Source organism: Mesorhizobium sp. CCNWLY176 (genome assembly GCF_037153935.1).
Lineage (GTDB): Bacteria > Pseudomonadota > Alphaproteobacteria > Rhizobiales > Rhizobiaceae > Mesorhizobium_M > Mesorhizobium_M zhangyense.
Genome location: NZ_JBBBDZ010000020.1, coordinates 1 through 20,713 on the forward strand (window position 1 = coordinate 1; position 20,713 = coordinate 20,713).

The window sequence follows — 20,713 nt, forward strand, 5'->3', positions numbered from 1 at the left end:
TTGCAGGTCGCTTTCATACTGATGGTGGCGAGCGAAATGCTCGCGGCCTACAGGGGGCTCGGTTTCATAACGATGCAAGCGCAACTGACCTTCGATTCTGAAGGCGTATGGGCCGGTATCACCCTGCTCGCGATCCTCGGATTTCTTCTGAACGCAGTTTCCAACGCAGTCCGCGACCGGTTGCTGCATTGGCATATCCAGTCCCGGGCAGTGGCTCGATCCTGATAAGGCAAAGGATACAAACCTTGAATGCTATCGCCCGAGTGGCTAGTAACTCAACCAAATCTCGATTGACCATCCGTGGGTTGTCCAAGACTTACGGCGCAGTCGGCATAGGGCATGAAGTCCTGAAGGATATTTCTTTCGAGGTGCATGAGGGTGAGTTCGTGTGTCTCGTCGGACCCTCGGGTGCCGGCAAGACCACGCTACTTCGATGCCTGACTGGACTCATGCCAGCGACATCCGGCGAGATACTGCTGGACGGGAATGTTCTGACCGGTCCGAATTCCAAGATCTCCGTCGTTTTCCAGGAATACACGCGCTCCCTGATGCCCTGGATGACGGCGGAAAAGAACGTTGCCCTGGCGCTTTACAATCTAAAACTTTCGTCAGCGGAGGAAACAAGGCGCTGTCGCGCCGCTCTGGCGAGTGTCGGACTGGCGGGGTCTGAGGCCCGTTACCCTTGGCAGTTGTCAGGCGGTATGCAACAGCGCGTTGCTATTGCGCGCGCCTTGGTGACCGAGCCGGAGGTGCTCATCATGGACGAACCGTTCGCCTCGATCGATGCGCAAACGAAGATGGAGCTGGAAGATTTGACTCTGTCCCTGCAACGATCGCGGGCCATGACAGTCGTCCTCGTAACCCACGACATCGACGAATCCGTCTATTTGTCTGACCGTGTCGTCGTCCTGTCCAAGAATCCTGCATCAGTGCAGGAGATCGTTTCGGTAGACCTGGGAACCCAGCGGGACCAGTTGACGACACGCGAAAGTCACCGGTTCGGGGAGCTACGGTCCCATATTCTAGGCCTTATCAGGAAATCCCAACTGCAGCCGCAGCAAAGCGAGGGCTGAGATTTTTCGGTCACGGCGGAACCGTGGGCACCTGTGGAACAAACCGGCCCGACTGGGCCGCAGCTATAGGCATCGGGAAAGGCGTTGAAAGATGGCAGAATTCACGACGCGCCCCGAGATCCTGGGTTCATTCGGTGTCATAACCTCGACACACTGGATAGCTTCTTCGGTCGGGATGGCCATTCTCGAGCGGGGTGGAAACGCCTTCGATGCTGCGGTTGCCGCCGGCTTTGTGTTACAGATCGTAGAACCTCATCTGTGCGGTCCTGGCGGTGACATTCCCGCCATTATCTACTCGGCAACGTCGCGAAAGTTGGAAGTCATTTGCGGCCAGGCGCCAGCACCAGCGGCCGCGACGATCCAGCACTACAGGTCCGTTGGTCTTGATATGATCCCGGGTAACGGCCTTCTTGCGACGGTGATTCCAGGGGCGTTCGACGGCTGGATGCTCATGCTGCGAGAGCACGGCACCATGAGCGTTCGGGACGTTCTTGAGCCGGCAATCTACTATGCTGAGCACGGGCATCCCATTCTCCCAGCCGCGTCCAGTGCCATCGACGACTTGGCTGACTTCTTCAAGACGGAATGGCGAACCTCCTTCGAAACCTGGCTGCCGGGCGGTTCAGTTCCCACGCCGCATTCGAATTTCCGTAATCCGGTGCTGGCCGAGACCTGGAAGCGGGTGGTTTCCGAGGCGATGGCCGCTAGTCATGGCCGGGAGCACCAGATCGACGCAGCGCGAGACGCCTTCTACCGAGGTTTCATTGCCGAAACGATTGACGCTTACCTCAGGTCCGCTGAAGTCATGGACGGCAGCGGTTTGCGCAATCGCGGTGTTCTGAGCGCACAGGATATGGCGGGCTGGCAGGCGACGATAGAGCAGCCGCAGACGTACGACTATGGGGACTGGACCGTCGCCAAAACGGGCCCCTGGGGGCAAGGGCCGGTACTGCTGCAATCCCTGGCCCTTCTCAAGAGCATGGACATCGCGGCAATGGACCCGCGTGGCCCCGATTTTGTGCACAGCGTCGTCGAGGCCATGAAGCTCGCCTACGCCGATCGTGAGGTCTACTACGGCGATCCAGATTTTTGCGACGTCCCGCTCGGCACGCTTCTGTCAGACGACTACAACATCGGTCGCCGCGCACTGATAACGGAAGACGCCTCTTACGAGTTTCGACCGGGCGTGGTGCCGACCTATGAGCGGCAAGTTGATCTGACACTGGCAATTCTGGAAGAGATCAGCGGCACGGGTGCGGTCTATGAGCCGACGATGGCGCATCTTTCCAAACCGCCCGGCGACACAGTGCATCTCGATGTCATCGACCGCTGGGGCAACATGGTGTCCGCTACACCTTCTGGAGGCTGGTTACAGTCTTCGCCTGTGATACCGGGACTGGGTTTCGCGCTCAATTCGCGAGCCCAGATGTTCTGGCTGAAACCAGGACTCCCCACCTCGCTGGAGCCGGGGAAGCGACCGAGAACGACACTGACCCCATCCATTGCCCTTCGCGATGGGCGGCCTGCGCTGGCCTTCGGCACACCCGGGGGCGACCAACAGGACCAGTGGCAATTGGCGTTCTTCTAGCCGGCGTCATCGCGGCGATCGAGGATGGCATGTACCAGCCATCCATGAAAGCGCGGATGGAGGAACTGGAGCGACAGAAGGCTGAAATCGCCGCACGCTTGGCCGCTGCACCTGCCGGTGTGCCGGACGTGCATCCGAACGTCGCCAATATCTACAGGCTTCGCGTGGTCACCTTCACGGAAGCGCTCAACGATCCGGACGGCGGCCGGGAAGCGGCTGAAGCTCTACGCTCTCTCATCGGGGAAATCATCCTCACACCCGGCGAGAAACGCGGAGAGGTTTACGCCGAGCTGCGTGGTGAACTGATGGGTATCCTCGACTTTGCCAGTTCCCGGCCAAACCAACGTGTCGGAGAAGTTATGACAGCAGTGGTTGCGAGCCCCCGCAACCAACTTCCAGCATAAATCAATCGCCGTCCCGATCTAATAAATCGGAGCGGCGTTTTGCGTTAGACCGTCTCGTGCCGCCGGCGGCCCTGGTGTGAGCCGCGGCGCGCATTCCCGACTAGTAACGACGGGCCGGCCGAAACAGAAGCGCTGAGCCAAAGGCGATTAGATGTCTTTCATGCAGCGAACGGCCGCTTCGCGCCCAATCTCGGTCATTGAGGGCGCGCATGACGTTTCCTGATAGCGGACATAGCGGCGACTACACGTGCGGTTGCGATTGCGCCAGAAACGAGCATCGATTTAGGGGAGGCGAACTACCGATTGAATTTCAAAGCGGTCAAGGGGCAATAGCGTCCGGGGAGGTCCCCAGCATACGCAACTGCGACTTCAGAATGGTCGCCAATAATGTCTGCTCAACCTGCTGGCGGCCTCGGGACAAAAATCATTGCTTACGCTGTCTGGTAGAACGGCACTGAAGCGGCAGGACGTATGTTGGTCAGGCTGCCATTGTAGTGGCGCAGCAGATACGGTTTGGGCGGGTACTCGGCGCAAGCGTCTTCATTGATATCGATGCCCAGACCCGGCGCTGTTGGAATGACCATATGCCCGTCCCTGATGACGACATGCTCGCGCACGATCTCGGAGCGCCATGACACGTCCGACACCATGGTTTCGAGCCAGGCAAAGTTGGGCGTAGAGGCGGCAACGTGCAGCGTCATGGCATTGGCGATCGGTCCCAACGGGTTATGCGGGCAGATCGGCAGATATTGGGCGTGGGCAATTGCGGCGATGCGCCTGGCCTCGGCAAGACCACCGACATGGCTGACGTCGGGTTGCACATAGTCGACGGCGTGCGCCGCAATCAGCTCCTGGAAGCGCTGGATTTCGTAGTAACGCTCCCCGGCGGCAATAGGCACGGGTGACTTGGAGCGAACGTCGGCGAGTGCCGGTATGGATTCGGGTGGGATTGGCTCCTCAAACCAGTAGGGGCGGAACGGAGCCAGATCCTTGGCGACAGAGATAGCTGTCGAGACATCGAACCGTCCGTGACCTTCGATCATAAGTTCCACATCGGGGCCAACGCCATCGCGGACCGCCTCCACTATGCCGATCGCGCGCATTCGCTCGGTCCGCTCCAGACGCAGGTAGTTTTGACCGAATGGATCCCATTTGAGGGCGCGCCAACCCTGGGCGACGATATTGCGCGCTTTTTCGGCGAAGTCTTCGGCGGTGCGTGCGCCGGCAAACCAGGCATTGCCGTACACCGGTACGCGGTCTCGCTGCTTGCCGCCGAGCAGTTCGTAAACCGGCACGCCAAGGGACTTGCCCTTGAGATCGAGCAGGGCAGCCTCGATGGCGGCGATGGCGCTGCGGATCACCACGCCGGTGCGCCAATAGCTGTCGCGGCTGAGCAGTTCGACGATCGCATCAGTAGCGAATGGGTCGCGTCCGAGAAGCAGGGGCTCGAATTCACCGATTGCATGCGCGACGGCTTGTTCGCGATGTTCGACGGTGCCTTCGCCGACGCCGTATGTGCCATCGTCGGTAATGATCTTCACGAAGACATAGTTGGCGCGATAGGCGTCAACGACGAAGGTTTTGACCGTCTCGATCTTCATTGAAACTCTGCTTTTTTCATTTGCTGGACGAGATCGCGACAGGCGCTCTCGCAATGGGCCCGTGTGATCGCCACGGCGTCGGCGATCGAGCGGCGTTCGATGGCGTCCACCAGGGTCGCGTGCTCCTCGCGGATGGTCACGATGCGGTCGTCGCCGAAACCAAAGCGGAAGCGCAGCGCCAGCACCAGTTCCCAGCCCTGTTCGAGAATGCGAAGCGCCTCGGGATTGCCTGCGGCAGTGTTGATGGTGCGGTGCAGACGGGCGTTGGAAGCCAGCATCGCCTGCACGTTGCCTGCGTTGCTCGCCGTTTCATAGTCCACTGCGGCGGTTCGGATGGCGTCGATATCGTCAGCATCCAGGCGTTCGACCGCAGCCGAGACCAGCATCTGCTCGAGCGCTGAACGGATGTCGTACATATTTCGTACGAAGCGGATATCGACTCCACGCACCACCGCGCCCTTATGCGCATGCAGTTCCACCAGGCCTTCGCCAGCCAATTCGCGCACCGCCTCCCTGATCGGAATGGCGCTGATCTCGTATCGATCGGTCAGTTCCTGCAGCTTTATGCGCGAACCGGGGGGCAACACGCCGACGAGAATATCCAGCCGTATGGAGGCCTTCACCCGCGCGGTGGTGGTTTCCGACATGGATGCTTTTCGGTCGTCAAGATTGGGCATCGATTACTCCGCAGCGGCGGGACAGGACAAATGGCGACGATCCGTGACCTAACACGCCAATAAAATCTGATCAAATATATTCTGACTTGAAATATGATCAAATATACAGTTTAAAGAAAACCGCACCGTCGGGAGGAATGACGGCGCTTCAGCCGTCGGTCAGAGAGGAGTCCTGCCATGTCGTTATCTATGTCCCGCCGCAAAGTCCTGCAGCTGGGAGCCGGTGCCGCAATGGGTGCTGTGGCCATGCCTTACATCGCGCGGGGCGCAACGCCCGTAATGATCAATTTCGGCGACCACAACGCCGTGGATTCGGTGCTGAGCAACACCGTCCTGCAATTCAAGAACGCGGTGGAAACTGCCAGCGCCGGGGAGATCACCGTGCGCCATTATCCGGCCGCACAACTGGGCAGCCAGCGCGAACTGCTGGAGCAGGTCAAGCTCGGAACCCTGCAAATGTGTTTTGGCGATCCGCCGTATCTATCGAACCTGGTGCCGCAATATGCCGTCATGGACTTGCCCTTTGTGTTCCGCGACTGGGAGCATGTAGAGCGCGTGGTGGATGGCGACGTCACAAGAACCCTGGGTGACGCGCTGGTCGCGAGTCAGGGTCTTCGTCCGCTGTCCTGGCTGCATATCGGGTTCCGCGACATGCTGACGATCGACAAGCCGGTTACTGCAATCGGCGATTTTTCCGGCCTGAAATTCCGCTCGCCCGAGGTCGCCAGCTTCGTGGAAATGTTCAAGGCGCTCGGTGCCACACCCGTGCCGGTTCCTTGGGGCGAGGTCTATCCGGCGATGAAGACCGGGCTGGTCGATGGCGTGGAAACCACGCCCGAAGGGATGATCAACAGCAAGCTCTACGAAGTCGGTAAATACGTCACGCAGACCCAGCACATCAATACTGTCGGATCGCCCATCGTATCGGAAAGTTTCTGGACGGGTCTTACACCCGAGCAGCAGGTCACGATCTCCAAGGCGATCATGACCGCGACCGTGTGGGAGCGCGAAGAGATGAAGAAGGCCAACGCCGCCGCGACCGTGCAACTGAAGGAAAACGGGCTCGAACTGCTTCAGGTCGACCGCGAAGAGCTGCGGAAAGCGGTCGAGCCGGTATGGGGCCGGCTGACCGGCAAGACCGCAGGCGCCAGCGATCTTGTTGCCCTTATCCAAGCCGGCTGAAGACATGGGCGGCAGCGATCGGCTGCCGCCTTTCGTCGCGAAAGGACGATCATGAGAATGATATTGACGAAGGCCCTGGACGAGCTCGACGCCGTGCTGCGGCATATCGGAGTGGTGTTGATGGTGCTGGTGTTCGGTGTGGCACTACTCCAGGTGTTGATCCGCTATGTCTTCGGCATCCCCATGGTGTGGACCGAGGAACTCGCCCGAAATCTGCTGGTCTGGACCGCCTTCCTGTTGATGGGGCCGGCGCTCAAGCAGGGCCTTCATTATAGTGTCGACTATCTCTCCAACAGGTTGCCCTTTACCGGCAAGCTTTGGCTGTACAGGCTGGGCGACGGGATCATCCTGGCCTTTGCCATAGCCATGGTCATCGTCGGCAGCAGTTTCACGGCACGCACCGCCGATGCGCGCACGGCGGCCCTGGAAATCTCCACAGGCTGGATATCGGGGGCGCTTCCGGTCGGTGCTGCGATCCTCGCACTCTATGCCATCGTGCGCCTCCTGGTGTCCTTTACCGATCCCCAATCCGGTGTCGACCGGCGGCACGAGGAGCTGCAGCTTTGACCGTCATCACTCTTACTGTCTTCCTTGCCTTCGCAATCCTGCTCGTTCTGAACGTGCCGGTGGCCATCGCCATGACGCTTGGGCCGTTGCTCGCCATCCTCATGGATGGACGCGTGCCGGCCGATATCGTGGCGCAGCGCATGGTCGCCTCGCTTGATAGCTTCACGCTTCTCGCGATTCCTCTCTTCATTCTGGCTGGTGAGCTGATGGGATCGAGCTCGATCACGCAGCGCCTGATCGACCTGGCTACCGTACTGATCGGACGCCTGCGCGGTGGGCTGGCGCATGTGACAATCCTGGCCAGCGTTTTCATGTCGGGCATTTCCGGCTCTGCCATGGCCGACGCCGCAACCCTTGGCAAGGTCATGGTGCCGGCGATGCGCAAGGCTGGTTATGGAGACGAGTTCTCGGTTGCCATCACCGCATCCGCCGCGACCATGGGACCGATCATCCCGCCCAGTATCATCATGATCGTCTATGCCACCATGGTCAGCGGTGTCTCCATCGCCAGCCTGTTCCTCGCCGGCATCCTGCCGGGCCTGATGATTGCGGCAGCGCTGATGATCACAAGCTCAATCATTGCGCATCGCATGGGGTTTGCCCGCTCGCCAAAGCGCGAAAGGGGCGAGCTGTGGCGCGCGTTCAAGCGGGCCGCCCTGCCGTTATTGCTGCCGCTTGTCATTTTCCGGGGCATTGCCGTGGGCGCGTTCACGGCCACGGAGGCCGGTGCAATCGCCTCGATCTTCGCCCTGGTGCTGGCCTTGATCTATCGTGACCTGACGTGGGCCCGGCTCTACAAGGCGTTTTCCAATGCTGCCCTGTCGAGTGCCGCAATTCTGCTGGTCATAGCCCCAGCCTCCATCCTGTCGTGGATACTGGCCATCGACCAGTTCCCGGTTTCGCTGGTCTCGGCCATCCAGGCGATATCGAGCAGTGCAGTCATCATGATGCTGGTGGTGATCGTCATCGTCACGCTGCTTGGCCTGGCGCTTGACGGGCTGGCGATCCTGATCATCCTGGTGCCGGTGATGGCGCCGGTCGCCACAGCTCTCGGGGTGGATCAGATCCAGTTGGCGCTGGTGGTGATCCTGTGTGTCATGGTGGGCGGCATCACCCCACCCGTTGGCGTTCTGCTCTATGTCGCCAAAACGGCGGGAGGGGTCAAGCATATGGTAGAAGGTAGGCTGGTCTGGTTGTTGTGCGGCGTGCTGACCTTGGTGCCGGTCATCGTCGCCTTCTGGCCTCCTTTGACCCTGTGGCTGCCAGGGGTGCTTAAGTGAACTTCCGGCTCAACGGCAAAACCGCATTGGTGACCGGCGCTGCGCGCGGCATCGGGGCCGGCATCGCCACGGCCTTTCATGCGGCTGGGGCGAAACTGGTGCTGGTGGACCTCGCCTCCAGCCGCGCGCAACTCGAGGCGCTGGCGGACACGCTTGGGGACGCCACGGTGTTCGGCGCCGACTTGACGGTGGAACATGAAGTAAAAGAGGTCTTTGCCGCGCTCGACAGGGCGGGTGTCGCATTGGACATTCTGGTCAACAATGCCGGCGCGGCACGGGCCGAAACCATCTTCGACATGTCGCTGGATAGCTGGAACGGTATCCTTGCGGCTAATCTCACCAGTGCGTTTCTGTGTTCGCGCAGCGCGATGGAGCGAATGCGGCACCGACCCGGTGGACGGATTATCCAACTTGGATCGGTGGTCGGGCATCAAGGCGCGCTCAAGGGTCACCTGCACTACGGAGTGTCCAAGAGCGGCATCCATGGCTTCACGCGTACGCTGGCGCGTACGGCGGCCCCGCTGGGCATTACCGTCAATGCCATCGCGCCCGGGCTGGTGGAAACCGACATGTTGTTTTCCACCCATGGAGCCGAGGGCGTGAAGGTGCTGGAAGCGCAGGTGCCGCTCGGCCGGCTGGCCAGCGTCGCCGATATAGGGGCCGCTGCTGTCTACCTGGCATCGGACGAAGCCTCGTATCTGACCGGCGTCATCCTCGACGTCAATGGCGGCCTCTATCTGCGTTGAGGCAAGGACGGGGAAAGCATGACGGCGGCCTGGAGGGTAGCTCCCGGCGCCAGCTGCGCAATGCCGTGCATGGCGCCATGCGCCCAGCCCATCGCTCCGCTGACATGAGTTTGCGGTTCGAGACAGAAGAATTGTTGGCCGGGTGGTCGATAGACATGGAGGACCGACAAGATCGCATCGGCCTGCATGGACAGGCGGCGTCCGTCGCTCCATTCGATCTGCACCAGCCCTGCCCAGTCATCATAGGAATTGTTTCGCCAATGCGGCGAGATCGGAGCCCCTGACGTGTGGTCGAGTTCGGGCGGGACGGATATGGGCTCGGTTGGCAACCGGTCAGGTCCCTCGAGCCAGATGCGGCGCGCCGCAAATTTGAGCGTGGCCGTGTCCGGATCAGGGAAATGGGGATGAAAGCCTAGGCCGAAGGGCATGACCTCCACAGCCTCGTTGCGTATCGAAAGCTCCATGCGAAGACCCTCATCACTCAAGGTGAGTGTCTGGCTGGCACTATAGGCAAACGGTGGGCGCCGAGAGGCGAGCGACAGCTGTGCCGAGTGAGGCGTACGCTTGTCGGTTTTCCAAACGGATTGCCAACCATCGCCGTGGCAGGGGGCTGGCGGAATGCCGAAATTCGGCTCGATGGGCCACGCTTTGTCGTTCATTCGAACGTCGCCCGAGACTCGGTTGCAGAACGGCAGCATTGCAAAGCACGCGGTCTCCGTGGCCGAGACGGGCCGCGATGCCGACCGCAAGAAATGCAGACCTGCATACGTGAGATCGTGCAGCGCTCCGCCCATCTGCGGATCGAGAGTGCACGCAAACGGACCGTGGGCCAGACAGAGTAAGCGGCCGACCTTCGTCATGACCAACCCGCTCCGCTGACCTCGAGATTTATAGCGTAAACCGAGGTGGAAGCTGCGATGAACAGCGTCTTGCCTCCATCGCCACCGAAGGCGAGGTTGGCGACGATCTCGGGCACGTCAATCTTGCCAAGGAACCGCCCGTCGGGAGCGTGGCAATGCACGCCATCATGCGCCGAGATCCAGAGATTGCCCAGGCTGTCGATTTTGAGCCCGTCGGGCACACCCGGCGCGATTTCGATTGTCGGTCCGCATTCCATCGGCTCGTACCGCGGTGAGAGCGAGAAGGTCCGCACGTGATGAGGACCGTTCAAGCGATGGGTACGGCCGCTGTCGGCGACATAAAGCAAGGTTTCGTCAGGGGATACGGCCAGGCCGTTGGGCTTGTCGAAATCAGCCAGGAGGATCGTCACCGCGCCGCTCTCCGGGTCGATGCGGTAGACATGATTGCCGCCGATCTCGTGGGTGCCCTCGATTGTGTAGAGCGCGGAGAGCAGGGCATAGTCAGGGTCCGTGAACAGGACGGTACCATCGCGGAGCACTATCAGGTCATTGGGTGAATTGAAGCGGGCACCCTGAAAACGATCGGCAAGAACGATGATCGTTCCATCCGCTTCGGTCCGCGTCACACGCCGCGTGGCGTGTTCACAGGTGACCAGTCGCCCCTTCGTGTCGATCGCATTTCCATTTGCGCGGCTTGAGTCGGAACGGTGGATCGAAGCCCCGGCTTCTGCGGTCCACGACAAAATGCGATTGGCCGGAATGTCACTGACCAAGAGCCGTCGATCATCAGCAACCCAGACAGGTCCTTCCGCCCATTGCAGCCCATCAAACAGCTTTCGGATCGGGGCGGACGGGCCAACCAAGTCGGCAAAAGTGATCATCATAAACTCTTATATATTTGATCAAATATAATTGCCTTCGATCGCCGGTATTGTCAATCTGTCACCCGGGCAAGCCACGGTTGTTGATGCCGCGCTCACCGACACACGATAGACGATCCCGCGCGCTTTCGTTCGGCCGCCAATGTAGGTGCCTATCTTGGCCTGACACCGCGACGAAAGCAGTCCGGTGAAATGGAGGACATCAACGGTCGCGTCTCACGCTGGGGAGATTGGCTATTGCGAACCTATTTGTACGAAGCGGCGAGTGCCCTCATGCATCGGACGAAGAAATGGTCATCGCTGAAATCCTGGGGCGCTCGTCTATCGAAGCGGATCGGAATGAAAAAGGCAAAGGTCGCAGTCGCCCGCAAGATTGCGGTTCTGCTGCATTGCATCTGGGTCGATGGCACCAGCCCCGAGTGGGGAACCGAAAAGATGGCGTAGCATCTCAAATCGCAAACCAGTTCTCGAGCCTTCCCTGCGGAGCTCGTGATGTCCCCGCCGGGACGGTGGTTGCGGTGACCTCGTTGTTTCGGCTGAGGACCTTCCGGTACTTCGCTCCACACGTTGAGGCGCCCGACCCGAACACCATCATGAGGCAGTTGACCTCGGAAAGGACCATGACCCCGGCGATGGCAGTGCGCCGTCGAGGCATATCGACCCAGCTTGACCTCTAGCCGCAATTAAAGGGCCGAAACACAGAGTTTGGAGACGGTTTGCCGCGTTTAGGCGCATATTTCAGGTCACCCAGTCCGGTTTCCCGATGGCCACGCTTCATCGCCCGCCTCTCCGAAAGGGGTGGCGGGCCTTTTATAAGAGGAAGTTTGACGACTATTGTCTTTCCGCTTCATCGCGAGAAAAAAATTCTTGGACATTCAAGAATACAAGTGAAAAAAGATGCGAGAATTTTGTACGCTGATGCTAACATAATTCAAAATAGGTGCCGATTATTTCGGAAGGTTTAAGTCGAGTAGGATAGGCAAGTTAGCTTTTCATGGGAGAACCGCATGAAAGCGGTCAAATTTTCCTGGTTAAAGCCTTTAATGTTTACAGCGTTCGCAACCGCTATGCTGTTTTCGTCGTTGGTGGCGCTAAACACCGCGGCGGCACAGCAACCGGCGGACGTATTGACGAATGAGAAAAAGGTTCAGGACTTCATCAAGCTGCTTGATGACCCTGATATTCGTGCATTCCTGACAGCAAAATCCGCGGAGGCATCTGAGGTCGCCAACGAGCCCGTTGGCTTGCAGCTTTCCGATTTCGAAACCCGGTATAGAGATCACCTCGTCTCGCTCCAGAACGCTATCCCGCGCATTCCATCAGAACTATCGAACGCCGCGAAGGTCGTAGCCACGGACGTCAATGCGGGCAGGCCGGGCAAAGGCCTCGCGATAGTCGCGATCCTGATCGCGCTGGGATATGCAGCGGAATGGCTTTTCCGACGCGCAATTCGTGGCGTACGGGGCGAAGGGCACAGCCTTGGCAGCGCTCGCAATGAGGCCCCAAACCAGGCGATCCGAATTGTCTCAGAAGTCATTTCACTGGCCGTCTTTTCGATCGTGAGTGCTGGCCTTTTTCTCGTATTTGATTGGCCGCCGCTGCTGCGAAAGATGGTCCTCACATATCTATTTGCGTTCATCCTGTTTCGAATTGCCGTTGCGATCGGCCGAGTGCTGCTCTCACCCGATGAAGACCCTGATCGCATTGCTCCGGGCTCGCCGCTCCGACTGGTTCCAATCACCGATGCTCAGGCACGCTTCTGGCATCAGCGCATCAAGCTTACTGCCGGATATTTTCTGTTTTCCTGGGCAACGGTGAGCGTCATGCCGGCATTGGGATTTTCTGCCGAAGTGGTGCGTCTCTTTGCCTATGTGTTTGGTTTGGGGTTACTCGCAATAGGGATCGAGATTGTATGGCGACGTCCAGCCGTCACGACGGCAGGCGTACGGACAGCGCGATGGCTTCTGACAGCCTACCTTGTGCTTCTTTGGTTGGTTTGGGTTGCAGGGATGTATGGCCTCCTGTGGATCGGCATCTACATTCTGCTTTTGCCGAAGGTTGTGTCCGGCGCGGATCATGTGGCCCAGGCTCTCACTGGCAGCGACCATCGCGAAACTTCTCTGTCCAGATCGCTTCTGAATGTCTTGATCGTGAGAGGCGTTCGGGCGCTGGTTATTGCTGCAGCGGTTGGGTGGCTGGCGACGGTGTGGCGCTTCAGTCCAGCAGCGGCTACCGGAAATGAGATGATGGAACGCTTGGTAGCCGGCTTGCTGAACGGCGTCCTCGTCCTGTTGGTCGCTGATCTCCTGTGGAATCTGGCAAAGGTCTACATCGAGCGCAAATTGGATGCGTCAGCTCCCAGTGACACGGAAAGCCCCGAACTGGCTTCGCGGCGGTCGAGGCTGCGTACATTGTTGCCAATATTCCGGAACTCTCTCGCGGTACTCATCATCGTGATAACCGTGTTGACGATCCTTTCCGGGCTCGGCGTCCAGATCGCGCCGTTGATCGCCGGTGCTGGTATTTTCGGCGTCGCCATCGGGTTTGGATCGCAAACCCTGGTCAAGGACGTTCTCAGTGGTGTCTTTTATATGATGGACGATGCATTCCGAGTCGGAGAATACATTGAAAGCGGCAGCTACAAAGGGACCGTAGAGTCGTTCAGTCTCCGATCGGTGAGGCTGCGGCATCATCGTGGCCCGGTGTTTACGGTTCCCTTCGGTGATCTGGGTGCCGTACAAAATATGAGCCGCGACTGGGCGATCGACAAGTTCAAGATACGCGTCCCCTTCGACACCAACGTGGCCAAGGTCAAAAAGCTGCTTAAGGGGATCGGCGCGGAACTGCTCGCGGATCCCGAAGTGGCTCCGCAGATCATCGAAACCGTGAAGATGAAGGGTGTCGAGCAGTTCGGCGATTTTGGTATGGAGCTGAGCTTTTCCTTTATGTCGAAGCCCGGCTATCAGTCGGTCGTTCGGCGGCGCGCCTATACCATGATTCAGCAAGTGTTTGCAGCCAATGGCATCCATTTTGCGCAGCCTACTGTGCAGGTGGGAGGGGACGATAAGCAGGCCGCCACCGCTGCAGCCAACATAATCTCACTTGCCCAGCAGAAGGCCGCGCAGACGCGAACTGAATAAAAGCATTTGCAAAAAAGTTCCCATAAGGATTATCGGTGATGTCCGAGGCAATGCACCCCCTGGCACCTCACTATCTGCCGGGGTTCATAACACCTCCCGGGGAAACGGACGTTCTGTTCGTGGGCTCGGTAATAGCCCTCATCATCATAGTACTCATGATCGGGAGCCTGTATTTCTGGCTCCATGCATTGCCGGAGCGAATGGCCCACGGCGCCAGCAATCTGCAGTTTCAGTTGGTTGGGGTTCTGTCGTTGCTTGCGTTGTTCACACACAACAACGCGTTCTGGGTCGCAGCGCTGTTGCTTGCCTTCATTCCCATTCCCGACTTCTGGACACCCCTGGCCAACATGGCCGAGTCTCTCGCGCGCATGGCCAACCGAAGATCGCACGCCTCGGATGCGTCTTCCTTGCCGGCGGCCGAGGGAACCGCAATCAGCTCGCCGGCCTTGGCCGGTCATCCGCTATCGCAGGAAGCTGCCGCTGATGTAACGGTCAGGCGGGGCAGCGAGACACCATCACCCGCGCCGTCAATAAGAGCGGATAGCAGAGCGCCAGCTTCCGGCACACAGGGGCAATCTCTGCCGGAGAGTTCTTCCGACAGCCGTCCCCACGTCTTGCCGGCGGAAGGGCGCGAACCATGATCGAAGTCCTGCTGTGCTCGATCGTCACCATCCTTCCCGATTTTCTCTATCGCCGTTTCGTACAGGGAAAACGGATCGGACACGAGCTCACGCTGTATTCGGTCTGGTACGAGCTTCGCTATGGAATAACCGCCTGCCTGATGCTCACCATATCTCTTCTGACGCTCATTCTTTACTTTCACCCGTCGACGAACAGCGCCGTTTCCTTTTATCGCACCGTGCCCATCATTCCCGAAGGCGTCGGCCGCGTCGAAGAGGTCTATGCCGGCTTCAGGGAGAAGGTGAAAGCCGGCCAGCCCATCTTCAAACTCGACAGTTCGGAGCAGGAGGCCGCCTTGGAAACCGCGCGGCGGCGCGTGTCCGAGATCGATGCGACACTGGAGCTGGCGAAGACTGATCTCGCGGGGGCTGACGCCAAAATCCAGGAGGCGCAGAGCGCATATCAGCAAGCCGTCGACGAACTCGACACCAAGACCGAGCTGCAGAAGCGAAACGCCAACGCGGTTGCCCAGCGAGAGATCGAGAAGCTTCGAAATATCGTCGATGGCCGCCAGGCCGCGGTGTCGGCCGCGCTGGCAGGCAAACAGTCCGTAGAGGCCCAGATTTCTTCAGTGCTGCCGGCGCAAAAGGCTACCGCCGAAGCCACGCTTGCGCAGGCGCAGGTCGAGCTGGACAAGACAGTCGTCTATGCGGGCGTGGACGGAACGCTTGAGCAATTTACCCTTCGCAAGGGAGATATCGTCAATCCCGTGATGCGGCCTGCGGGCGTGCTGATCCCGGCAGAAGCCGGCAGGGAGGCCCTTGTCGCCGGCTTCGGCCAGATCGAGGCGCAGGTCATGAAGATCGGCATGGTCACCGAAGCCACCTGCATCTCAAAGCCGATGACCATCATTCCGATGGTCATAACCGAGATGCAGGATCTTATCGCAGCCGGCCAGGTCCGGGCATCGGACCAGTTGATCGACCCACAGCAGGTGGTAAAGCCCGGCACGATCACCGTCTTCATGGAGCCGCTTTTCGAAGGCGGCTCGACGGCGTCCCGCCCGGCAGCAGCTGCATCGTCAATGCCTATACCAACAATCACGACCTTCTCGCTGCAAAGGATCTGAGCACCCCCAAATGGGTATTTCTCCACGTCATAGACACTGTCGGGGTGGTGCACGCCATCATACTGAGACTGCAGGCGCTGCTTCTGCCCGTGCAGACACTCGTCCTCTCCGGGCATTGAAATCAGCGCTGCGCGCCACTCTGGCTATTGTGCCGAGAGGAGTCTTAGGTGGAATGCAACCGGCTATCTCCGTGAGACAGATAGCCGACTCCGCTTCGGAGAACACGGCGGGAGCTAGTATTCAAACGTAACCACAGTCTACAGCACAGAGCCCGCCATGAATGATGCTGCCCTTACCGTTGTGACTGGTCGATCCGAAAACGCCATTGCTGACACGCATCAGAAGGCGCTGGAGGTCAATCTCGATGCGACGAGTTTCGGCTCGTTCGCCGAAATCGGCGCGGGTCAGGAAGTTGCGCGATGGTTTCTGCGCGTCGGCGCCGCATCGGGCACGGTTGCCAAGACCATCTCAGCGTACGACTAGGAAGTGAGCGATGACCTTTATGGCTCCCGGACGCGCTACGTGTCCAGGCCGCGACTTGAGACCATGCTTGATTGTGAATGGAAATCGCTTGTGCAACAGGTCAGTGATGCGCGCGGCAAGAACACGCGCTTGTTCGCTTTCGCCAATACCATTGCCGCCCGCAACTTTGCCGGTACCAACGATTGCCACGGCTGGGTCGGCGTCCGCTTTCAGGATCAACCGGGGGCTGAGGCGAGCGACATTCTGCTGCATGTAAACCTTCTCGACAATGCCAACCTGCCTTCAGCAGGAAGCGATGGGCATTCTGGGCGTGAACCTGCTGCATGCGCTGCTGAATGAGCGGGCAGCCCCCGGAGATTTGCCTGCGAGGATGTTCGCCAACCTTACAAATGATCGCCTCGAAATTGATCGGATTGTAGCGCGAGGCAGCGCGTTCGGCAGTGACGTTGGATGGTGACGCTGCGGCCGCCACAGCCAATGAATTTCTGTATAAAATGTCGGTAGTGATCGTACCATTCACGACAGACCCGCTAGACAACCTTTCACCAGAAGCAATTAAGGCGTGCTTGGAAACGCTCCGCTGCGAGGTAGCTGGGAATCCTGAGGTGAAGGATGTCATCGATGTGCGCCTAATGGTCGTCGATACTGACGCGTCGCTGCCTGCAACGGGCGAGGGGGCGGCGATTATCACACCGCATCGCCAGTTGTACCGCATCACTGCATTCGTGCGTCGATATACGCAGGCGCCGTTGCGTTTTGCGATGCCGCTGCCTGCATTGATGCGGATTTTTGACGATGTGAAATATCAGCAACTGGAGGGCCGCCTGCTTGAGGGTATCGCGCGACTTTTCGGCTCGAACGTACGTTTGCTGGCCTGTCCATGCCCTCGCGATGAGTTGCTTCACCTGCTCACGACCGAGTCCGGACATGGATGGGAGGTCGACGGTAACCGGCAATGGATAACTGCAGAGCAGTTGCGTCCCGCACCGTCTCTTCGACATCTTTATGAATATCTGCTGGCCAGTGGCTTCCTCGTGGCGATGCCTCCAAACTGAGAGGTCGAGATGTAGTTTCTTGCACCTAAAATCGCACCACCAGCCCAAGGATTGGGCCTTGTTGGACCACATCGAAGATAAATCCGTCGTCGTTATTGTAGTCGACACCCAGTGCCCGGTAACCCGCCACCGCCGAAATTTGATCGTTGAACCGGTAGCCGATGGCCCCAGCAACGTCCCAGTCGATATCGGCTTCACCGGCGCCAACAAGCCCCCATGCCGTCAAATAGATATTGGGCGTGATTGAATAATTTCCGCGAAAGCCAGCCATCCCATCCACCCAAGTCGCGCCGTCGCTTTGCGAGAGCCCATCAAGAATGCCACCGCTGAAGGAGATGTCGTTTTCGACCGACCACACTCTGACACCGGCAACGACATCGAGGCGACCGGAGTTGCTTTCAAACAAGGAGTAGCCTGCTCCAACCAAACCCGCAAACGTCTCTGATGATACTGCCACGTTTGACGCCAGAATGCCTCTGGGCGTCCCCGCAACGCCCGAAGTCTTCGAATACATGATGTCGCCAAAGATGCTGTAGCGGCTATATCTCGCCTCGCCGATCGCCATAGCACCAAAGTCGAGATGGTCGGCGATATCGCCGAAACTGGCATCGACGTCGACTGGCGGCAGGCCGAACTGACCTACCTCGCCCGATAGTCCCGCGGCCCAGAAATAGGGAGCGACCGAAAACGTCCAGCCCTGCTCGGTCCCAAGCTGGTGGGTTTCTGGCGCCATCGGCGAGTAAACGTCAGCAGCTGCGGCGCTGTCGGCAACCACGAGAATTCCGGCGCTGGCTAGTATGTTCACAAATCCAGACTTCATATATCCCTCCCCAGCGTTCCAACTCGTCGACAGCCAACCTTGTCTACCTCGTTCAGCTACCGATCACATACGCTCCTGGCCCCAGCGTTCCCGGCACCGCAATCGTTGTTGATCGGACTGCGCTGCCCTATTCGCCCGCGCGGCGTCGTGACGCCCAGTGCACCAACCTCATTTGCATAATTATCCCGAGTATTCTGATCGACCATAGCAACGGGAGCGGCAATGGCGAGGCCAGCAGCAGTGCCAGCCACTGCCGCCGCGCCAGCTGTAGCAGCTACAATCCGATCGCCAAAACCTACCCGACTGTCGGTAAGAGCTTGACCATCCGAGATACGCGAACCAATGAGTTGGACGATCTCAGGTGACTCAGCAAATTTGCCATGGTTGAGTTTGTCCCCGGATTTGACCTTTGTCAGGTCGATTACCGTTATCTTGTTCGCCGCGAGTTCCTCCTTGTAGGGTGTCTGTTCCGGGTCGATCGATCCGAGCCGGGCGACGTCACCCCAGACCCGACGCGAAACAGCCAGCGCGCGATCATCCTGTGAAACGAAGAGTGTGAATTTGGGATGCTGTTTGCCCATGTCGGCGATTTGAGAACGGAATACATCCACGTCGACATCGGGAGCAGCGAGCATGATGTTCTTGAATTTCGGTGGAAGACCACCGTTACGGATGGCCATCTGACGAAGTGATTCCAGCGCCAACCAGTTTCCCATAGAATGGGCGAGGACAGAGACTTCCTTTACGCCGGGGTCACGCGCCAGATATTGAAAGAGCGTTTCTAGCGCGTTTCGTGTGTAATTGGTGCTCTCGCGGTCATATCCGTAGGCAAAGGTGCTTCCACGTGAAGGCCACGTGACCAAAATGGGAACGCTGTCGGTTCCGGAATCATTCGCAATTTGAGCAAACCGGAAAACCGAGTCCTCAAACCGATTGTTGAAGCCGTGGATGAACACAAGAACGCTATGATCCGGGCTTTTCCTGACAGAGGCGCTAAGCCAAACTTTCGCTCCCTCCAAGGTGAGTTCCTCGCCCTTGAGGACCGCGAAATCGGTCGCTGGATTGGGAGGTAATTTCTTTGGCCAGGCCACTTCCCCTACCTTGCGGACGTTGCTTGGAGGTATCGAGACGGTGATGTCAGCGAATGCGGGGGCCGGACCGCGCTCGCCCGTAAACATCTCCCCCGGCTTGGACGAACGGCTGCGGGTTGTAGCTACAAGCATTTCGACCTTGCTGGATGTTGGTGAGGTGTCAGCCACCGGCAGGAGTACGTCCTTTGGACGCCCTGCACACCCCAACAAGGCAACAGACAGGATTGAGGTCAGAAATAAGCGTTGGACACTTCCAGCGAAAGAAAATGACCTTGTGCACGCTAAGCGGCCGCTGATGGTGCTCACTGGTTTTCCTTTTGGCGCGAATTTGACTTTGGCGCGCGACAGCGGATCAACTAGACAGGATTAATCGACATAAACGACGACGTAGCGGCCACCGGACGACTGATAATACGCACCCCCGCAGCGCCACAGCGACATCCCGTTTACACTTACCCGTGCACAGGCCGGTGGCAGTGTTGCGATATAGATCGCCGATCGCCGTACCGTGCGCCGCGTCGTTCGGCGCGCGACACCAGCCACGCTTCTCGGTGTCCCCGGCCTGCCTACACGCGCCTCGGCGCTGGAGACGATCGAGCCGGTTGGAACGAACTGGCCACCAAGCCAGGCGTCGGTCATCAGGATGGCTGTGATCACAGCCGCGATAGAGAGATATTTGAAAAGCTTGCGCTGCGTGTTCATTCGCCACTCTCCAGTGTCAGTTCGCCGACCTCGTCCGAATATACCTGCTCGAGTTTCTTCGCGTCGGTCGGCGGCACAAAGGCAAATAGCTTAGGATCGTTTTCGGATGTCACGTTCCAGTTGCTCAGCCTCAGCGCGTACTGGGGCGCGCCGGTCACCCATTTGGTGGTGATCACATATTTCAATGGCAGCTTCTGCTCTCCCTTCTGCACCCAGATCTGCCAATCGACAGCATCGGTGCGGAAGGCCAGATGATCGCACTGAACCCCACCGATAGAGGCTTCACCGATCAGCTTTCCCTCTATCGCACCTTCGGTCATAACTGCGTATGGATCGGCCGAAAGCAGGTCTGCGCCGGCAGCGTCCAACCCAGTCGAAATCCTGAACTCTTCGATCGCCTCATCAAAGGATGGCCCCGGGCTTTCAAGCTGGGCGTAGACGTTCATGCCCTTGCCGTAGAGCGAGATAACTTTGCCGTCGAAGGTGACCTCAACGTCGGCATAGGGACCTTTGCGGGTCATGCGGAACCCTTCGCCGCGCGAGGCCGCGATGGAGCCGGAAGCGCTATACTGTATCTTTTGTCCGGCCGTGTCGACGATCTCATGATCGGTATCGTAGTCGACGCTGAATGCCTTCAGGCCCTTCAGATGGTTGGACATCGCGACGAGGATGTCGTCGGCGTCCTTATCTATGGCACTTTGGCTCCAGGCTGGGCCATAGGAAAGCACGAGCCCGACGGCGGCGGCGAGCACTGGGCGGGTTTGCCACCGCATAACGGATCGACTTGAGACAGTGCAGTTTGATTTTTGCATG

The 20,713-nt window shown here is 58.9% G+C and carries 20 protein-coding genes and 3 pseudogenes; 14 read left to right on the forward strand and 9 right to left on the reverse strand.

Features of this window, described 5'->3' with window-relative positions; genetic code table 11:
- Window positions 1–189 (reverse strand): hypothetical protein (locus WBQ96_RS25005; protein ID WP_336555177.1); only part of this gene is annotated, 189 nt, incomplete at its 3' end.
- A 56-nt stretch (window positions 190–245) separates the two neighbouring features.
- Between WBQ96_RS25005 and WBQ96_RS25010 the strand changes: the two genes are divergently transcribed.
- From WBQ96_RS25010 to WBQ96_RS25020, 3 genes and pseudogenes are all read left to right on the forward strand, one after another.
- Window positions 246–1,073 (forward strand): ABC transporter ATP-binding protein, encoded by an 828-nt coding sequence (locus tag WBQ96_RS25010; protein ID WP_336555175.1) that lies wholly within the window; start codon window positions 246–248, stop codon window positions 1,071–1,073.
- Window positions 1,074–1,164: 91 nt separating this feature from the next.
- A pseudogene (locus tag WBQ96_RS25015) lies at window positions 1,165–2,658 on the forward strand (gamma-glutamyltransferase family protein); the annotation flags it as partial.
- A gap of 32 nt (window positions 2,659–2,690) precedes the next feature.
- A complete protein-coding gene (locus WBQ96_RS25020; protein WP_337035939.1) occupies window positions 2,691–3,065 on the forward strand; it encodes a hypothetical protein in 375 nt (124 codons plus the stop codon).
- Between the two features lie 431 nt (window positions 3,066–3,496).
- Here the strand turns inward: WBQ96_RS25020 and WBQ96_RS25025 are convergent, their stop codons facing one another.
- Together WBQ96_RS25025 and WBQ96_RS25030 are read right to left on the reverse strand one after the other, a co-directional pair.
- A complete protein-coding gene (locus WBQ96_RS25025; RefSeq protein ID WP_336555171.1) occupies window positions 3,497–4,666 on the reverse strand; it encodes a mandelate racemase/muconate lactonizing enzyme family protein in 1,170 nt (389 codons plus the stop codon).
- Window positions 4,663–5,313, reverse strand: coding sequence for a GntR family transcriptional regulator (locus tag WBQ96_RS25030; RefSeq protein WP_336555169.1), 651 nt, complete (start codon window positions 5,311–5,313; stop codon window positions 4,663–4,665). Before WBQ96_RS25030 ends, WBQ96_RS25025 begins: the two co-directional genes overlap by 4 nt.
- Before the next feature lie 207 nt (window positions 5,314–5,520).
- Here WBQ96_RS25030 and WBQ96_RS25035 point away from each other — a divergent pair, with 207 nt between their 5' ends.
- The 4 genes from WBQ96_RS25035 (at window position 5,521) to WBQ96_RS25050 (ending at window position 9,118) form a co-directional block, all read left to right on the forward strand.
- Window positions 5,521–6,525, forward strand: coding sequence for a TRAP transporter substrate-binding protein (locus WBQ96_RS25035; protein WP_336555168.1), 1,005 nt, complete (start codon window positions 5,521–5,523; stop codon window positions 6,523–6,525).
- 63 nt (window positions 6,526–6,588) lie between these two features.
- Window positions 6,589–7,092: a TRAP transporter small permease gene (locus tag WBQ96_RS25040; protein WP_336555167.1), complete on the forward strand. Its 504-nt coding sequence runs from the start codon at window positions 6,589–6,591 to the stop codon at window positions 7,090–7,092.
- Window positions 7,089–8,372 (forward strand): TRAP transporter large permease, encoded by a 1,284-nt coding sequence (locus tag WBQ96_RS25045; RefSeq protein ID WP_165121415.1) that lies wholly within the window; start codon window positions 7,089–7,091, stop codon window positions 8,370–8,372. Before WBQ96_RS25040 ends, WBQ96_RS25045 begins: the two co-directional genes overlap by 4 nt.
- On the forward strand, window positions 8,369–9,118 hold the full coding sequence (locus tag WBQ96_RS25050) for an SDR family NAD(P)-dependent oxidoreductase (protein ID WP_165121416.1): 750 nt from the start codon (window positions 8,369–8,371) through the stop codon (window positions 9,116–9,118). The genes WBQ96_RS25045 and WBQ96_RS25050 overlap by 4 nt, the downstream gene beginning before the upstream one ends.
- Here WBQ96_RS25050 and WBQ96_RS25055 read toward each other — a convergent pair.
- Complete coding sequence (locus tag WBQ96_RS25055) at window positions 9,106–9,978, reverse strand: aldose 1-epimerase (RefSeq protein WP_165121417.1); 873 nt, start codon at window positions 9,976–9,978, stop codon at window positions 9,106–9,108. The two genes, WBQ96_RS25050 and WBQ96_RS25055, sit on opposite strands and share 13 nt — an antisense overlap.
- The gene (locus tag WBQ96_RS25060) at window positions 9,975–10,859 is read right to left on the reverse strand and encodes an SMP-30/gluconolactonase/LRE family protein (RefSeq protein ID WP_336555165.1); all 885 of its coding nucleotides are present in this window, start codon (window positions 10,857–10,859) and stop codon (window positions 9,975–9,977) included. Before WBQ96_RS25060 ends, WBQ96_RS25055 begins: the two co-directional genes overlap by 4 nt.
- A gap of 99 nt (window positions 10,860–10,958) precedes the next feature.
- On the opposite strand from WBQ96_RS25060, the pseudogene WBQ96_RS25065 reads away from it, so the two are divergent.
- The 7 genes and pseudogenes from WBQ96_RS25065 to WBQ96_RS25095 all read left to right on the forward strand — a co-directional run.
- Window positions 10,959–11,303, forward strand: a pseudogene (locus tag WBQ96_RS25065) (transposase); the annotation flags it as partial.
- A 563-nt stretch (window positions 11,304–11,866) separates the two neighbouring features.
- Window positions 11,867–13,999: a mechanosensitive ion channel family protein gene (locus WBQ96_RS25070; RefSeq protein WP_336555163.1), complete on the forward strand. Its 2,133-nt coding sequence runs from the start codon at window positions 11,867–11,869 to the stop codon at window positions 13,997–13,999.
- Between the two features lie 38 nt (window positions 14,000–14,037).
- On the forward strand, window positions 14,038–14,640 hold the full coding sequence (locus WBQ96_RS25075) for a hypothetical protein (protein WP_336555161.1): 603 nt from the start codon (window positions 14,038–14,040) through the stop codon (window positions 14,638–14,640).
- A pseudogene (locus tag WBQ96_RS25080) lies at window positions 14,637–15,868 on the forward strand (HlyD family secretion protein). Before WBQ96_RS25075 ends, WBQ96_RS25080 begins: the two are co-directional and overlap by 4 nt.
- 157 nt (window positions 15,869–16,025) lie before the next feature.
- On the forward strand, window positions 16,026–16,232 hold the full coding sequence (locus WBQ96_RS25085; RefSeq protein WP_336555159.1) for a hypothetical protein: 207 nt from the start codon (window positions 16,026–16,028) through the stop codon (window positions 16,230–16,232).
- 90 nt (window positions 16,233–16,322) lie between these two features.
- Window positions 16,323–16,571: a hypothetical protein gene (locus WBQ96_RS25090; RefSeq protein WP_336555158.1), complete on the forward strand. Its 249-nt coding sequence runs from the start codon at window positions 16,323–16,325 to the stop codon at window positions 16,569–16,571.
- A 266-nt stretch (window positions 16,572–16,837) separates the two neighbouring features.
- Window positions 16,838–17,287, forward strand: coding sequence for a hypothetical protein (locus tag WBQ96_RS25095; protein ID WP_336555157.1), 450 nt, complete (start codon window positions 16,838–16,840; stop codon window positions 17,285–17,287).
- A 25-nt stretch (window positions 17,288–17,312) separates the two neighbouring features.
- Here the strand turns inward: WBQ96_RS25095 and WBQ96_RS25100 are convergent, their stop codons facing one another.
- From WBQ96_RS25100 to WBQ96_RS25115, 4 genes are all read right to left on the reverse strand, one after another.
- Window positions 17,313–18,107 carry a hypothetical protein gene (locus WBQ96_RS25100; RefSeq protein ID WP_336555156.1) on the reverse strand — a complete coding sequence of 265 codons (795 nt, stop codon included), beginning with the start codon at window positions 18,105–18,107 and terminating at the stop codon, window positions 17,313–17,315.
- 56 nt (window positions 18,108–18,163) lie between these two features.
- Window positions 18,164–19,432, reverse strand: a complete 1,269-nt coding sequence (locus tag WBQ96_RS25105; protein WP_336555183.1) for an alpha/beta hydrolase — start codon at window positions 19,430–19,432, stop codon at window positions 18,164–18,166.
- 132 nt (window positions 19,433–19,564) lie between these two features.
- Window positions 19,565–19,837 carry a hypothetical protein gene (locus WBQ96_RS25110; RefSeq protein WP_376767758.1) on the reverse strand — a complete coding sequence of 91 codons (273 nt, stop codon included), beginning with the start codon at window positions 19,835–19,837 and terminating at the stop codon, window positions 19,565–19,567.
- A 59-nt stretch (window positions 19,838–19,896) separates the two neighbouring features.
- Window positions 19,897–20,652 (reverse strand): DUF2092 domain-containing protein, encoded by a 756-nt coding sequence (locus WBQ96_RS25115; RefSeq protein WP_312857918.1) that lies wholly within the window; start codon window positions 20,650–20,652, stop codon window positions 19,897–19,899.
- Window positions 20,653–20,713: the final 61 nt, after the last annotated feature.